Origin of the sequence: Kribbella sp. NBC_00709 (genome assembly GCF_036226565.1) — a bacterium.
GTDB lineage: Bacteria > Actinomycetota > Actinomycetes > Propionibacteriales > Kribbellaceae > Kribbella.
In genome coordinates, this window is sequence record NZ_CP108996.1 from 1,919,774 (window position 1) to 1,933,767 (window position 13,994).

Annotated in this window: 14 protein-coding genes and 1 tRNA gene; 7 read left to right on the forward strand and 8 right to left on the reverse strand. The window is 68.8% G+C overall.

Translation table 11 applies throughout. The features are described from left to right. Positions 1 to 4: 4 nt before the first annotated feature. From rplA to OHA18_RS09425, 5 genes are all read right to left on the reverse strand, one after another. Positions 5 to 727, reverse strand: coding sequence for a 50S ribosomal protein L1 (gene rplA, locus OHA18_RS09405; RefSeq protein ID WP_329003506.1), 723 nt, complete (start codon positions 725 to 727; stop codon positions 5 to 7). Between the two features lie 108 nt (positions 728 to 835). Then, entirely contained in the window at positions 836 to 1,267 is a 432-nt protein-coding gene (gene rplK, locus OHA18_RS09410; RefSeq protein WP_329003507.1) for a 50S ribosomal protein L11, read from the reverse strand. A gap of 11 nt (positions 1,268 to 1,278) precedes the next feature. After that, positions 1,279 to 2,202: a transcription termination/antitermination protein NusG gene (gene nusG / locus OHA18_RS09415; RefSeq protein WP_442914413.1), complete on the reverse strand. Its 924-nt coding sequence runs from the start codon at positions 2,200 to 2,202 to the stop codon at positions 1,279 to 1,281. A 340-nt stretch (positions 2,203 to 2,542) separates the two neighbouring features. Further along, positions 2,543 to 2,785 (reverse strand): preprotein translocase subunit SecE, encoded by a 243-nt coding sequence (gene secE, locus OHA18_RS09420; RefSeq protein WP_134107100.1) that lies wholly within the window; start codon positions 2,783 to 2,785, stop codon positions 2,543 to 2,545. A gap of 55 nt (positions 2,786 to 2,840) precedes the next feature. After that, a tRNA-Trp gene (locus OHA18_RS09425) sits at positions 2,841 to 2,913 on the reverse strand. Positions 2,914 to 3,184: 271 nt separating this feature from the next. Here OHA18_RS09425 and OHA18_RS09430 point away from each other — a divergent pair. From OHA18_RS09430 to OHA18_RS09445, 4 genes are all read left to right on the forward strand, one after another. Beyond that, positions 3,185 to 4,378, forward strand: a complete 1,194-nt coding sequence (locus tag OHA18_RS09430) for a pyridoxal phosphate-dependent aminotransferase (RefSeq protein WP_329003510.1) — start codon at positions 3,185 to 3,187, stop codon at positions 4,376 to 4,378. Between the two features lie 43 nt (positions 4,379 to 4,421). Next, complete coding sequence (locus tag OHA18_RS09435) at positions 4,422 to 5,456, forward strand: adenosine deaminase (protein ID WP_329003511.1); 1,035 nt, start codon at positions 4,422 to 4,424, stop codon at positions 5,454 to 5,456. Beyond that, complete coding sequence (locus tag OHA18_RS09440; protein WP_329003513.1) at positions 5,423 to 5,902, forward strand: histidine phosphatase family protein; 480 nt, start codon at positions 5,423 to 5,425, stop codon at positions 5,900 to 5,902. Before OHA18_RS09435 ends, OHA18_RS09440 begins: the two co-directional genes overlap by 34 nt. A gap of 185 nt (positions 5,903 to 6,087) precedes the next feature. Next, positions 6,088 to 7,458, forward strand: coding sequence for a TrpB-like pyridoxal phosphate-dependent enzyme (locus OHA18_RS09445; protein ID WP_329003514.1), 1,371 nt, complete (start codon positions 6,088 to 6,090; stop codon positions 7,456 to 7,458). Here the strand turns inward: OHA18_RS09445 and OHA18_RS09450 are convergent. Continuing rightward, positions 7,455 to 7,958 carry a hypothetical protein gene (locus OHA18_RS09450; RefSeq protein ID WP_329003515.1) on the reverse strand — a complete coding sequence of 168 codons (504 nt, stop codon included), beginning with the start codon at positions 7,956 to 7,958 and terminating at the stop codon, positions 7,455 to 7,457. The two genes, OHA18_RS09445 and OHA18_RS09450, sit on opposite strands and share 4 nt — an antisense overlap. A gap of 246 nt (positions 7,959 to 8,204) precedes the next feature. Here OHA18_RS09450 and OHA18_RS09455 point away from each other — a divergent pair, with 246 nt between their 5' ends. The 3 genes from OHA18_RS09455 to OHA18_RS09465 are packed head-to-tail and all read left to right on the forward strand — an operon-like array spanning position 8,205 to position 10,869. Further along, positions 8,205 to 9,581 carry a hypothetical protein gene (locus tag OHA18_RS09455; RefSeq protein WP_329003516.1) on the forward strand — a complete coding sequence of 459 codons (1,377 nt, stop codon included), beginning with the start codon at positions 8,205 to 8,207 and terminating at the stop codon, positions 9,579 to 9,581. Further along, a complete protein-coding gene (locus OHA18_RS09460; protein WP_329003517.1) occupies positions 9,578 to 10,222 on the forward strand; it encodes a 2'-5' RNA ligase family protein in 645 nt (214 codons plus the stop codon). Before OHA18_RS09455 ends, OHA18_RS09460 begins: the two co-directional genes overlap by 4 nt. After that, positions 10,219 to 10,869 carry a hypothetical protein gene (locus OHA18_RS09465; protein WP_329003518.1) on the forward strand — a complete coding sequence of 217 codons (651 nt, stop codon included), beginning with the start codon at positions 10,219 to 10,221 and terminating at the stop codon, positions 10,867 to 10,869. The genes OHA18_RS09460 and OHA18_RS09465 overlap by 4 nt, the downstream gene beginning before the upstream one ends. Here the strand turns inward: OHA18_RS09465 and OHA18_RS09470 are convergent. Beyond that, positions 10,863 to 13,079 carry an FAD-dependent oxidoreductase gene (locus OHA18_RS09470; protein WP_329003519.1) on the reverse strand — a complete coding sequence of 739 codons (2,217 nt, stop codon included), beginning with the start codon at positions 13,077 to 13,079 and terminating at the stop codon, positions 10,863 to 10,865. The genes OHA18_RS09465 and OHA18_RS09470 overlap by 7 nt on opposite strands. A gap of 11 nt (positions 13,080 to 13,090) precedes the next feature. Continuing rightward, the gene (locus tag OHA18_RS09475) at positions 13,091 to 13,966 is read right to left on the reverse strand and encodes a MurR/RpiR family transcriptional regulator (protein ID WP_329003520.1); all 876 of its coding nucleotides are present in this window, start codon (positions 13,964 to 13,966) and stop codon (positions 13,091 to 13,093) included. Positions 13,967 to 13,994 lie beyond the last annotated feature (28 nt).

Here is a 13,994-nt window from a genome sequence, read left to right on the forward strand (position 1 = left end):
AGGCTCAGGCCTCGACCGCGTCCTCGGACAGGTTGCGGGACAGGTTGGGGTCAACCTGGACGCCCGGACCCATCGTGGTCGAGAAGACCGTCTTCTTGATGTAGCGGCCCTTGGAGCTGGCCGGCTTGAGCCGGAGGATCTCCTCGAGCGCGGCGCTGTAGTTCTCCACCAGCTGGGCCTCGTCGAACGACGCCTTGCCGATGATGAAGTGCAGGTTCGCGTGCCGGTCGACCCGGAACTCGATCTTGCCGCCCTTGATGTCGTTCACGGCCTTCACCACGTCCGGGGTGACCGTGCCGGTCTTCGGGTTCGGCATCAGACCACGCGGGCCGAGTACCCGGCCGAGGCGGCCGACCTTGCCCATCAGGTCAGGGGTCGCGACGACGGCGTCGAAGTCGAGCCAGCCGTCGGTCACCTTCTTGATCATGTCGTCGTCGCCCACGAAGTCGGCGCCGGCGGCCTTCGCGGCCTCGGCCTTCTCACCGGTGGCGAAGACGAGGACCCGTGCCGTCTTGCCAGTGCCGTGCGGAAGGTTGACGGTGCCGCGCACCATCTGGTCGGCCTTACGAGGGTCGACACCGAGACGCATCGCGACGTCGATCGTCGAGTTGAACTTCTTGCTGCCCGCCGCTTCCTTGGCCAGCTTGATGGCCTCGAGCGGGGTGTACAGGTGATCGAAGTCGATCTTGTCCGCGATCGCGCGGTATGCCTTGCTGCGCTGTGCCATTTCTTTGTCTCCTGTGTGCGAACGGTGCTCGTCGTTCGCGTGTTGTGGTGATCGGGCGATGTGCGCCCTGCCACTCCTGCTGGTCCGCCAACGGCGGACCGGGTGACGTTACTTGTCGACGACGACGCCCATCGAGCGGGCGGTGCCCTCGATGATCTTCATGGCAGCGTCGATGTCGCGGGCGTTGAGGTCCGGCATCTTGGTGGTCGCGATCTCGCGGACCTGGTCGCGGGTGATCTTGCCGACCTTGTCACGCTGCGGAACGGCGGAGCCCTTCTGCAGACCGGCGGCCTTCTTGATCATCTCCGGCGCCGGCGGCGTCTTGGTGACGAACGTGAAGGAACGGTCTTCGTAGATCGTGATCTCGACCGGTACGACGTTTCCGCGCATGGACTCCGTCTGGGCGTTGTACGCCTTGCAGAACTCCATGATGTTGACGCCGTGCGGACCGAGCGCGGTACCGACCGGCGGTGCCGGCGTCGCGGCACCGGCTTGGAGCTGCACCTTGACCAGGGCAGCGATCTTCTTCTTCGGAGGCATTCTTCGGGTCCTTAGACTTTCTGGATCTGGTTGAAGCTGAGTTCCACCGGGGTCTCCCGGCCGAAGATCTCCACCAGGGCCTTGATCCGCTGGGCCTCGGCATTGATCTCCGTGACTGTGGCGTGCAGGGTCGCGAACGGCCCGTCGACCACCATGACCGAGTCGCCGACACCGAAGTCGGCGACCTCGACCTTCTTCTTGGCCGCGGTCTTGGCAGGTGCGGCGCCGGCTTCGGCTGCCGCCGCCTCGGCCGCCGCCACGACGGCCGGAGCGAGCATCTTCTCAACCTCTTCGAGGCTGAGCGGGACCGGCTTCTGACTGTTCCCGACGAAGCCGGTCACCGACGGCGTGTGCCGCACGGTCGACCAGGACTCGTCGGTCAGGTCCATCCGGACCAGCACGTAGCCGGGGAGGACGGTGCGCTTGACCATCCGGCGCTGACCGTTCTTGATCTCGGCGACCTCTTCGGTCGGCACGATGATCTCGAAGATGTAGTCCTCCATGTTCAGGGAGTTGATCCGGTTCTCCAGGTTGCCCTTGACCCGGTTCTCCATCCCTGAGTACGTGTGCACGACGTACCAGTCGCCGATCTGCGAACGCAGCCGGCTGCGCAGCTCCTCGAGCGGGTCGCCCGGCTCTTCGGGCTCGGCCGGCTCGGCATCGCCCTCGGTGTCGTCAGCGTCCTCGGCGTCCGCGTCGTCGTCGGCCTGCGCAGCGACGGCGGCTGCCGCCAGCGCGTCCGCGTCGGCATCGTCGTCGTCCGCATCGTCGGCCTCACCGCTGGAGAAGACCACCTCGTCGGCCGCGACGGGCGGCTCGGTGGTGGTCAGCGGGGCCGTCTCGGCGGTCTCCTCGGCCAGCTCCTCGGTGGCGTCCTCGACGTCGGCCTCGGTCACCACCTCGGCGTCCTCGGCCTCGTCGGCGGCGGCGACCACGACGACCGGCTCGTCGTCGGACGTGTCAGCGTCCGCCGGCGGCACCTCCGCCTCGTCATCGGCGGCGTACTCGTCCACGTCCACTTCCACGTCCTCGTCATCGTCGTCTGCGTCGAGGTCCGCGAACGGGTCGTCGTCATCGTCGTCGTCACCGAACAGGTCGTCATCGTCGGTGGCGTTCTCGTCGAAGTCGAGCTCTAGGTCGTCGGAGTCGGATACGTCGAACTCGTCCTCGTTGTCGAGGACCTCGTCGTCGCGCTCGGACACGTCGTACTCCGTCATCTGGTTCGGGGTCTTGTCTGCTTCGGGTCGGGGCCTGCGGTGGGTCGTTCGGCGAACCTCAGCCGAAGATCTTGAACATCGCCCAGCCGAAGGCGAGGTCGAGGACCGAGACGATCGCGATGACGAACACCACGAAGGTCAGCACGACCACGAAGTAGGTGGAGAGCTGCTTGCGGGTCGGCCAGACGACTTTGCGGAGCTCGGCGACCACCTCGCGGTAGAAGCGCACCAGTCCACGGCGCTGCTTGCCTTCCGCAGGCTTGCCGGCGCCGGACGGTGCCGGGGTGCGCGTCTCCGTCACGACCTACCTCTTTCGCTAGCGGCGGCCTGACCGGCCCTGCGCCGGTCAGGATTTGCAGGGCACGAGGGACTTGAACCCCCAACCTTCGGTTTTGGAGACCGATGCTCTGCCAGTTGAGCTAGTGCCCTCTGCAATCCATCTGGACGCCGCGTCGGACCTGATCTCAGGCATGCCGGATCAGGGCCACCAACGCCCGGACTAGAAGAGTGTACGGGGTCTGAGCCACCTGGTCGAACTGAGGCCCTAGCCCGCACGACCCCCTGCCGGGCGCCGCACCGCGGTCAGAACCATACAGCCTCCACCGGATCCCAACGGACCACACCCCCAGCGTGTTCCCGTCGCGCCCATCCCGTGAAACCGCCGCGCCCGGCCGGACGCCGTGGTGCCAGGATGGAAGCCATGAGTTCCAGGATCTCGGCGCGGATCGGCGCCATCAGTGAATCGGCGACGCTGGCGGTCGACGCCAAGGCGAAGGCACTCAAGGCGGCCGGGCGCCCGGTGATCGGGTTCGGCGCGGGCGAGCCGGACTTCCCGACACCGGACTACATCGTCGAGGCGGCGGTCGCGGCCGCGCGGGATCCGAAGAACCACCGGTACAGCCCGGCCGGCGGCCTGCCGGAGCTCAAGCAGGCGATCGCCGACAAGACCAAGCGGGACTCCGGGTACGAGATCGAGGCGGCCCAGGTCCTGGTCACCAACGGCGGCAAGCACGCGGTGTACAACGCGTTCGCCACCCTGCTCGACCCGGGCGACGAGGTGCTGCTGCCGGCGCCGTACTGGACGACGTACCCGGAGACCATCCGGCTGGCCGGCGGCGTGCCGGTCGAGGTGTTCGCCGACGAGTCGCAGAACTACAGCGTCACCGTCGAGCAGCTCGAGGCGGCCCGGACCCCGCGGACCAAGGCTCTCCTGTTCTGTTCACCGTCGAACCCGACCGGCGCGGTCGACAGCCCGGAGGCGATCGAGGCGATCGGCCGCTGGGCGCTCGAGCACGACCTGTGGGTTATCACCGACGAGATCTACGAGCACCTGACGTACGGCGACGTGCGGGCGACCTCGATCCCGGTCGCCGTGCCGGAGCTGGCCGACAAGACCGTAGTACTGAACGGTGTCGCCAAGACGTATGCGATGACCGGCTGGCGGGTCGGCTGGATGATCGGTCCGAAGGACGTGATCAAGGCCGCGACCAACCTGCAGTCGCACCAGACCTCGAACGTGTGCAACGTCGCCCAGCGGGCCGCGCTCGCGGCCGTGTCCGGCGACCTGAGCGCGGTCGACGAGATGAAGCAGGCGTTCGACCGCCGGCGGCGGACCATGGTCCGGATGCTCAACGAGATCCCCGGCGTCGAGTGCCCGGAGCCGACCGGCGCGTTCTACGCGTACCCGTCGGTCAAGGGCGTGCTCGGCAAGGAGATCGGCGGGCGTACGCCGACCACCTCCGCCGAGCTGGCCGACCTGATCCTCGACGAGGTCGAGGTGGCGGTCGTGCCCGGTGAGGCGTTCGGCGCGCCCGGGTACCTGCGGCTGTCCTACGCGCTCGGCGACGACGACCTGGCCGAGGGTCTGGGCCGGATCGCGAAGCTGCTCGGCTGAGCCGGATTTCGTGGCGCGGGTAGGGCCTCGGTAACCTTCGGTAATGACGCAGCGGGATCTGCGGGTGCTGCCGAAAACACACCTGCATCTGCACTTCTCCGGGTCGATGCGGCACCTGACGCTGGTCGAGCTGGCGGACAAGCACGGGGTCCGGCTGCCGGACGCGCTGCGGACCGATTGGCCGCCGGAGTTGTCGGCGGCGGACGAGCGTGGCTGGTTCCGGTTCCAGCGGTTGTACGACATCGCTCGCTCGGTGCTCCGGACCGAGGACGACGTACGGCGCCTGGTCCGCGAGGCCGCCGAGGACGACCGGGCCGACGGATCGCGCTGGCTGGAGATCCAGGTGGACCCGTCCGGGTATGCGAACCGCTTCCACGGGATCACCGAGTTCACCGATCTGGTGCTCGACGCCGCCCGGGACGCATCCGAGTCGACGGGCATCGCCGTCCAGGTGATCATCGCCGCGAACCGGACTCGCCATCCGCTGGACGCACGGACGCTGGCCCGGCTGGCTGCGCAGTACGTCGGGCGCGGGGTGGTCGGGTTCGGTCTGTCCAACGACGAGCGCCGCGGTACGACGTCGGAGTTCGAGCCGGCCTTCCGGATCGCCCGCCACGCCGGGCTGCTCGCCGCACCGCACGGCGGTGAGCTGTGCGGTCCGGCCACCGTGCGCACGTGCCTGGACGAGCTGGGAGCCGGCCGCATCGGTCACGGCGTTCGGTCCGTCGAGGACCCGGACCTGTTGAAGCGCGTCGTCGACGCCCAGATCGCTCTGGAGGTCTGCCCGGCCTCCAACGTCTCTCTCGGCGTCTACCGGCGCCCCGAAGACGTCCCACTTCGCGAGCTCTACGAGGCCGGCGCCCGCATCGCGCTCGGCGCCGACGACCCACTGCTCTTCGGCTCCCGTCTGGCCGAGCAGTACGAAACCGCTCGCACCGTCCACGGCTTCAGCGACAACGAGCTGGCCGACCTGGCCCGCGGCTCGGTCCTGGCCGCCACCGCACCGCCCGAGGTCCAGAAGTCCCTCCTGACCGAGATCGACCAATGGCTCGGTACTCCGGCCGCCGTCCTGGCCTGACTGTCTACCTGGCCCGCCACGGCCAGACCGAGTGGAACGTCGCAGGCCGCCGCCAAGGCCGTCTGGACTCTCCGCTCACCGATCTCGGCCTGCGGCAGGCCGCACGGAACGCTGACCTGTTGTCGACGGAGAGCATCGACGCCGTCTTCGCGAGCCCACTCGGCCGGGCCCACCGCACCGCCTCGATCATCGGCTCCGCGCTCGGACTGACCGTCGAGGTGCTCGACGATCTGGCCGAGATCGATCATGGGTCGTGGTCGGGGCTCACCTCGGCCGAGATCGACGCCGGCTGGCCGGGGCTGCGTGCGGCCCGGGAGCAGGACAAGTACGGCTTCCGTTTCCCGCGGGTGAGAGGTATGCGGACGGCGACGTACGCGCAAGTCGTGTGCTTGCGGAGGTTGTGCGAGCCGGCGTGCGGCGGCCGGTGCTGGTGTCGCACGAGATGATCGGGCGGATGCTGCTGCGGCAGCTCGGCGTACCGGACGCGCTCGAGTCCGGGCAGCCGTCCGACGTCGTCTATCGCGTGCGGAGGGGTGGCACGGTCGAGCGGTTGAGCAGTGCAAATTAAGTGCTGGTGGAGTTCCGGTTCGGGTCATTGCCGGGGCGTTGGGGTGGGCCTAGTTTTGCTGGCATGACGCCGACGAAGATCCTGCTGCCAGAGGACGAACTACCAACCCGTTGGTACAACGTGCTTCACGACCTGCCGACACCACCGCCGCCGGTGCTGCATCCGGGGACGGGGCAACCGATCGGGCCGGAGGATCTGGCACCGCTGTTCCCGATGGACCTCATCCTGCAGGAGGTCTCACAGGAGCAGTACGTCGACATTCCCGGCGAGGTGCTCGACGTCTACCGGTTGTGGCGACCGAGCCCGTTGTTCCGGGCGCATCGGCTGGAGAAGGCGCTCGATACGCCGGCGCGGATCTACTACAAGTACGAAGGCGTCTCACCCGCGGGATCGCACAAGCCCAACACCGCGGTCCCACAGGCGTACTACAACGCGAAGTCCGGCGTCCGGAAGCTGACCACCGAGACCGGCGCGGGGCAGTGGGGGACGGCGCTCGCGTTCGCCTGCGCGCAGTACGGCTTGGAGTGCGAGGTCTGGCAGGTGCGGGCGTCGTACGACCAGAAGCCGTACCGGCGGACGATGATGGAGGTCTTCGGGGCGACCGTGCACCCGAGCCCGTCGGACCTGACCGCGGCCGGGCGGAAGATCCTTGCCGAGCACCCCGATTCCACCGGTTCGCTCGGGATCGCGATCAGCGAGGCGGTCGAGGCCGCGGTGCAGGATCCCGACGTGCACTACGCCCTCGGATCGGTGCTCAACCACGTGCTGATGCACCAGACCATCATCGGCGAGGAGGCGCTGATCCAGCTCGCGATGGTCGGCGAGACTCCCGATCTCCTCGTCGGCTGCACGGGCGGCGGGTCGAACTTCGGCGGCCTGGCGTTCCCGTTCCTGCGGGAGAAGTGGGCCGGCCGGATGTCCCCGGTCGTCCGCGCGGTCGAGCCCGCGGCCTGCCCGTCCTTGACCCAGGGCACGTATGCGTACGACTTCGGCGACACCCTCGGCATGACGCCGCTGATGAAGATGCACACCCTCGGCCACGACTTCATCCCGGACCCGATCCACGCCGGCGGCCTGCGGTACCACGGGATGAGCCCGCTGATCAGCCACCTGTACGAGTCCGGCGAGATCGAGGCCGTCGCCAAACCCCAGTCCGAGTGCTTCGCCGCAGGCATCCAGTTCGCGCGGACCGAAGGCATCGTCCCGGCTCCTGAGCCCACGCACGCCCTGGCCGCCGCCATCGAGGAAGCCCAACGCTGCAAGGAGTCCGGCGAGGAGAAGGTCATCCTCACCGCCCTGTGCGGACACGGCCACCTGGACCTGGCGGCGTACGACGCCTACCTCTCCAACACGATGACCGATCGCAGCTGGGACGACGCCGAGATCCAGGCAGCCGTCGCCGATGCGCTGACCCGGCTGCCTGCCCTTGGCTAGCGGCCGCCGCGTTTCCACCAGGGCTTCGGGCGTTTGGCGACCGCGGTGAGCCAGTCAGGCGGGATGGCCCAACCGCAGGACGTCAGCGCCTCGAAGTAGTTGCTCTTCAGGCTGTCCGGCAGCCAGTACGTCGCCCTGCTCCGCCCGGACGCCTCGAAGTAGGTCGTACGTCCGCGTCGGCTCCACACCGTTGCCTGACTGGAGCTGTATGCCAGACGCACGTAGTCCCATCGCGCCTGCTCGTCGTCCATGTCGTACGCACGCTCGACCACGCGTCCCTTCTCCCGCGGCGCCCGCTCGAGCTCCTCGATCAGGCCCTGTACGACGGCGCGGTCATCCGTCATGCCCTCCGGCAGGTGCAGCCCCACCGGATCCAGCACCACCGTCCCCAACCGCGGCCGCGCCACCTCCAGGAACACCTCGAGCAGCGCAAACCCCTCCTCGGCCCGCCCGAACCGCTCCAACTCGGCACGCAACGTCGTCACAGCTTCCTCGGGCACCCGACAACCCTAAGGGCTGCCCCAGGTTGCCCCGCGCTGCCCCGCGCTGCTTACGCTCAGCAAGCGGATAGCCGAGGCGTCATCGGCGTCGATCCGGTGATCCATTGCCGCCGGAATGTCGCGATGACGCCCGAAAGCCCTTTCCCAGCAGTGTTTTCGGGGCAGCTCGGGGCATACCGGGGCAGATCATCCACAGGACCCGATTTCCTGGTCGCAGAGGGTGTTCGGCGTCTTACAGTTACCGCCATGCCAGAGCCCAACGACTTGTTGCGGGCGGCGCGAGAACACACTCCGTCCCGCCGCGCGCCGGGCGAACACATGTCCCGGGGCGAGCTCGCCGATGCGATCTGTGCCTGGCTGTGGGACACCACCGAGATCAAGTACGAACTCGACGGACACTACATCGCCAAGCTGGAACGGGGCGCCGTTCGGTGGCCCGGTGCGGCCTACCGCTCCGGTCTGCGCCACGTCCTTGATGTTGCCGCCGACAACGAACTCGGATTCTTCCCGCCGTCCGGCGGCTCCGCCCTCGAGCCGGACCTCGCCCCACCGTCGATGATCGGCCACGACGACGACCTGATCGTCGCGGGTGACGAGTCCATCGCCCTGCTGTCCTTCGCCGAGCAGTCCAACGTCGGTGAGCTCACCGTCGAGCAGCTGCAGGCCGACATCGAGCGCATCACCCAGTCCTACCTCCGGACGCCGACCCGGCAGTTGTTCGCCACCAGCCGGGCGATCCGCGATCGCGCCTTCGGGCTGCTGGCCGGCAACCAGTCGCCGCGCCAGTCCCGCGACCTGTACTCGGCGGCCGGCTGGGCGATCACCCTGCTCGCCTGGATGTCGGTCGACCTCGGCCGCCCGGACATCGCCGAGAGCCACACACGGACGGCGTGGGCCTGCGCCGAGGCGGCGGATCACGACGTACTGCGCGGCTGGATCCGGGCCACCCAGCACACCGCCGCCTTCTGGCAGGACGATTTCGCCCGCGCCGCGGAGTACGCCCAGGACGGACTGCGCTATGCCGCCGGCACCGCACGGCTCTTCCTCGCCAGCGCAGCCTCGGTCGACCTCGCCCGCATCGGCCGCACGGACAAGGCCCGCGAACTACTCGAGGTGGCCCAGACGCTCAATGTCCGCCGAGCCGGGACCGAACCAGGCGGTCTCTTCGTCTGCACGCCGGAGCGCGCCGGAGGACTCTGGGCGGACACCTACCTGGCCTTCGGCGAGGCGCAACTGACCGCGGAGCACGCGGATCACAGCGTCGCCCTGTTCGAAGCCGCGCCGTACGCGCTGCGGAACGTCGGGTCGGAACGCATGGCCCGCCTGCAGCAGGCGAAGGCGCGGCTGATCCTCGGTGAGCTCGACGGTGCGCTGGAGGCCGTCGAGCCGGTGCTGGACACCCAGCCTGAGTACCGCGTTCGCCCACTGATCCAGCGCCTGGCGGAGGTCGCGGCGCTCACCGCGCCGTACGGGCGAAGTGCGAAGACCCGGATGCTGCGCGACCGCGTCGTCGAGTTCACCCAGCGCCCGGAGCTCCCTGCGCGGCCGACGGCGAACGGATTCGCAGCGATGGAAGCCCCACGCATCTACTCGGTACGACGCACGCGAGAGGACCAGGCATGATCAAGGACGTCCGCGATCACTGGTACTGGCGCCCCAACTGGCGGCCCGGGAGATCGTTCTACACCTGGCACATCATCTTCCCGGGCGACCCGGTGATGACCGACGTGCACGCGGCGCACCAGGGCCTGATCGCCGCGCTTCCCGGCGTCACGCCGGTTCCGGTGGAGTGGCTGCACCTGACGCTGCAAGGCGTCGGGTTCACCGACAAGGTTCCGCGGACCGATCTCGGGCCGATCCTCGAGGCGACGCGGCGACGGCTCGAGCACTTCCGCCCGTTCGTGATCCAGCTCGGACCTGCGACCGTCGATGTCGAGAGCCTGCAACTGCCGGTGACGCCGGTCGATCGGATGCGCCGGCTACGTGCTCAGCTTCGGGCCGCGATCACCGATGTCTGGGGCCGCGACTCCGTTCCTGTGCTGCCGGAGCTCGATCCCCACGTCTCCCTCGGCTACTGGAACCAGATCGCCCCGGCGGAGCCACTGCAGAAGCTGACGCGTGCCCTGGGCGGCGGGGTCGCCACGACCGAGCTGACCCACGTCAGCCTCATCGAGCTCAATCGGGACCACGGCCAGTACGAGTGGACTCTGTGCGCCACTGTGCCGCTCGGGATCCAAGTGTCACCCGACGGAGCGGGCGGATGAGCGCGACCGCCGCCGCCCCGTACGCCGGAGACACGGCCGCACTCGTCATCCGTGCCCTCCTGGACTTCCGCAGTCTGTGGACAACGCACGACCTGGTCACCACCAGCGGCGTCCCAGCACAGGTGGTACGCCGAGTCGTCGACCGGCTCGAGCAAGAGGACCTCGTCGAACGCCACGCCCCCGGAGTCATCACTGTGCCGAGCTGGCTCGCCCTGCTACGCCGTTGGAACGAGGACTTCCGCTTCGCCCGCAACAGCCGCCTGACCTACTGGCGAACCAAACCCGGCGCCCCACCCCTCCTGGACCGGATCCCCACCACCCCGATCCGCCACGCCCTCACCGGCACCCAGGCGGCCCAAAGCTGGTGCCCGGAGACCCCTACCGGCCAAACAGTCATCTACACGCCGGACGCCCAGACCGCCGCCGCAGTCTGGGAGCTCGTGCCGTCAAGAACCAGATCCATCATCCTGGCCGAGCCCTTAGCCGACGTCGTCTACACCCGCGCCCGCAAGACCTCCACCGGTCTCCGCTTGGCTGCGCCCGCCCAGGTCCTCTCGGACCTCCTGACAGGTGCAGCTACCGCCCCGCGCGTGGCCGACCCCTTGACCCACTGGATGCAGGACCACCCACTCGAATGGCGCTACTGACCGTAGGCGCGGACCGAGACGACGTGGGCTCGGGGCGCTCCGTTGGTGCGGTGGGCGGTGAGGCGGAGGTGGGTCGCCTGCATCGGGACCTCCAGGCGGTGATGTTGGGTGCGGTGGTGGTTGGCGGTGACCTGGGCGACAGGCTGCCACGCCCCCTCGCCGTTGCGGGCTTCGATTGTGTACTCGGCGATGAGGGTGGGGAGGGATTCGAAGGGGGTGCGGTGATGGTGGAGGTTGATGAGGTCTTCCTGGACGTCGTCGTCGAGGATGACCACGACCTCGGAGAGCTCGACCGGCTCGGGCCAGGTGAGTTCCAGCCAGGGGTTCGGGTCCCAGGCGAGGTCTTCGGACGACCAGAGGTTGGGGCCGCCGTACGGGCGGGCGTAGCCACCGATCACCTTCGAGGCGGAGTACGCCGCCGTGTCGCCGAGGCGGATGCACAGGCCGCCGCGCGGCAGGATGTGTTTCCACGCGCGGAACTGCTCGGTCCATTGCTCGTCCGGAGCCGGCTCGCGGTGAGCGAAGTGCAGGGTCCCCGGGAGCGCGGTCGACGCCGTGTGGACCGAGATGTCCGGCGTCTGCCGCAGTACGACGAAGGCGTTGGCGGGCGCGGATGGACGCCAGGACAGCGGGACCCGGATCCATCGCTTCTCGCCGGCCGGTACTTCGATGGTGCAGGAGTCGACGAGTGCGGCGGGCAGGTAGTTCTGCGGCTTGACCGGGTCATGCAGCTCGACGGTCAACGAACCGCCGGTGGAGTCGACGAGCAGCTCGAAGCCGTCCAGGGCCGGGTCGACCGGGATGACCATGCCGAGGTCGGTCGTCAACGGGAGAGTTCCGGACGACACCTCGACGGCAGGCCGGGTGAGGGTCGACGAAGCGGTCACGGATGCGGACAAGGCGAGGTTCGCCGGGTCGTCGTCGAGCACGCCGAGCACCGACGAATCAGCCCGGGTCAACGCATGCTTCACCAGGTCGAACCGCGAGCCGGCCAGCTCCCGCGGCGACAGTCCGTTGCGTAGGGCAACAGCTGCGCCGATCCCGGCCGCCTCGCCGAGCAGGGCGCACGTCGCCATCACCCGCGTCGTACCGAACGCGACGTGACTCGCGCTGATGTTGCGGCCGGCCATCCACAGGTTGCGCACGTTCCGCGAGTACAGCGAGCGCAACGGAATGTGGTAGTTGCCGTCCGGATGCCAATGCTTCGACCCGCGCTCGGCCGCATACACCCCACCGGGCGGATGCAGGTCGATCGACCATCCGCCGAAAGCGACCCGGTCCTCGAACGCCGTCTGCTCCAGCACATCCTGCTGGGTCAGGACATGATCGCCGAGGAACCGGCGGTACTCGCGCTTCCCCGGCACCGACCCGATCCACTCCAGCGTCAGGTTGTCCGCGTCGAAGCGCCCGGAGTTCTTGATGTAGTCCCAGATCCCGTACACAACCGCTTGCAACTCGTCCCGGATCGCCTCGTTGTCGTCGACGACGTCGAGCGAGCCGCCCCACTCGATCCACCAGAACGCGCACCCGTTCATGTCGGTCCGGATCACCCGGCGGTCCGGGATCGCGGTCTCGGTGACGTCCCGCGCGAACGACGGCGGCACGAACCGTACCGGCTCGCCCGCGTCCTTGGTGTAGAAGAGGATCGTGCTGCCGAGCGTGTTCGCATCGGGCACGAGCGGGGCCCACGACTCGTCGTACTCCGATCGGGGTTCGCGCCCGGTGCGGAAGTCGGCGCCGGCGAGCACTCCGACCAGGCCGTCACCCGAGCAGTCGACGAAGGCCGGGCTGACGAACCGGATCTCCTTCTCCGATCCCATCTGCCAACCGGTCACCGACCGGATCTCCCCGTCCGCCGCGTCGATCGAACGGACGTCGGTGTTCAGGTAGAGCGTGATCAGCGGCTCGGCGCGCACCGCCTCGAGCAGCACGAGGTCCCAGTAGTACGGGTTCCCCAGCGGGTTCTGGAACTGGTTCTCGACGAACAGTTCGCCCATGATGCCGGTCTCGCGGGCGAAGCTCTGGACGCCGTGCCCGGTCGCCCCGCAGACCCACACCCGCACTTCGCTGGAGGAGTTGCCGCCGAGCACCGGCCGGTTCTGCACCAGCGCCACGGTGCTCCCCTGCCGCGCGGCTCCGATCGCCGCGCAGATCCCGGCGAGCCCGCCGCCGACGACGGTCAGATCGGTCTGAACCTCGAGCTGCTGCATGCACAAACCTTTCAGGTATCCGGATGTACGACGGGTTGCCCCGGCCCGTTGGGGTGATTCGCGGTGAGGTGATCGGGCACCCGCTGCGCGACCAGGACGAACAACAGACCGGCCGTCAGTACGTCGCTCGCGCGGCCGGCGAAGAACTCGGTCCAGGTGGCGCCGTTCGGCGTACCGGTGTCGAAGGTGACGTCGGCGAGCCGGGCGATCGGCGAGTCGACCATCCCGGTGATGGCGACCGTCAGCGCGCCTTCCTCAGCGGCGCGCTTGATGAAGTCGAGCGTGGTCGGATCGGTCCCGGACCGCGTGACCGTCAACGCGACGTCGCCCTCGCTGAGCAGGCCGGCGCCGATCTGCGAGGACTGCGGCCCGTCGAAGAACCACACCGGGATCCCGATCCGCAGCAGCCGGATGTACAGCTCGCGGGCCGGGATCGCGTCGCCCCACTCGCCGTAGATGTGGGTACGCCGGGCGCCCGCGATCGCGTCGGCGACCCGAGTGGCCGCAGGAAGATCGATCGCCGCCAACGCGTTCCGCAGGGCGTTCGCCTGGGTGGAGGCCAGCACGTTCAGCACCTGCTCGGGCGGATCGGCCGGACCGATCGCCATCCCGATGTCACTCGCCCACCCGGCCTCCAGGCCGCGCCCGACCTCCATGGCCAGCGCGGCCCGCAACGCCGGGTACCCCGCGAACCCGAGATGGGTCGACAACCGCGTCACCGTCGCCGCCGACGTCTGCGCCGCCCCGGCCAGCTTGGTGATCGACCCGCGCGCGACCTCGTCCGGGTTCGCCAGGATGTGCTCGGCGACCCGCTGCATCGCACCGTTCAGCTCGGGCAGAGCCCGCTTGACCAGCTGCAACGGACTCGGACTGCCGGCTCGTTCCATCGAGGAATCCATTCCGTGATCATCACCC

Excerpts from the sequence above, each read along its gene's own strand:
- rplA (WP_329003506.1), bottom strand. The coding sequence starts at position 727 with ATGGCACAGCGCAGCAAGGCATACCGCGCGATCGCGGACAAGATCGAC.
- rplK (WP_329003507.1), bottom strand. The coding sequence starts at position 1,267 with ATGCCTCCGAAGAAGAAGATCGCTGCCCTGGTCAAGGTGCAGCTCCAA.
- OHA18_RS09430 (WP_329003510.1), top strand. The coding sequence starts at position 3,185 with ATGAGTTCCAGGATCTCGGCGCGGATCGGCGCCATCAGTGAATCGGCG.
- OHA18_RS09435 (WP_329003511.1), top strand. The coding sequence starts at position 4,422 with ATGACGCAGCGGGATCTGCGGGTGCTGCCGAAAACACACCTGCATCTG.
- OHA18_RS09440 (WP_329003513.1), top strand. The coding sequence starts at position 5,423 with ATGGCTCGGTACTCCGGCCGCCGTCCTGGCCTGACTGTCTACCTGGCC.
- OHA18_RS09445 (WP_329003514.1), top strand. The coding sequence starts at position 6,088 with ATGACGCCGACGAAGATCCTGCTGCCAGAGGACGAACTACCAACCCGT.
- OHA18_RS09455 (WP_329003516.1), top strand. The coding sequence starts at position 8,205 with ATGCCAGAGCCCAACGACTTGTTGCGGGCGGCGCGAGAACACACTCCG.
- OHA18_RS09460 (WP_329003517.1), top strand. The coding sequence starts at position 9,578 with ATGATCAAGGACGTCCGCGATCACTGGTACTGGCGCCCCAACTGGCGG.
- OHA18_RS09465 (WP_329003518.1), top strand. The coding sequence starts at position 10,219 with ATGAGCGCGACCGCCGCCGCCCCGTACGCCGGAGACACGGCCGCACTC.
- OHA18_RS09470 (WP_329003519.1), bottom strand. The coding sequence starts at position 13,079 with ATGCAGCAGCTCGAGGTTCAGACCGATCTGACCGTCGTCGGCGGCGGG.
- OHA18_RS09475 (WP_329003520.1), bottom strand. The coding sequence starts at position 13,966 with ATGGAACGAGCCGGCAGTCCGAGTCCGTTGCAGCTGGTCAAGCGGGCT.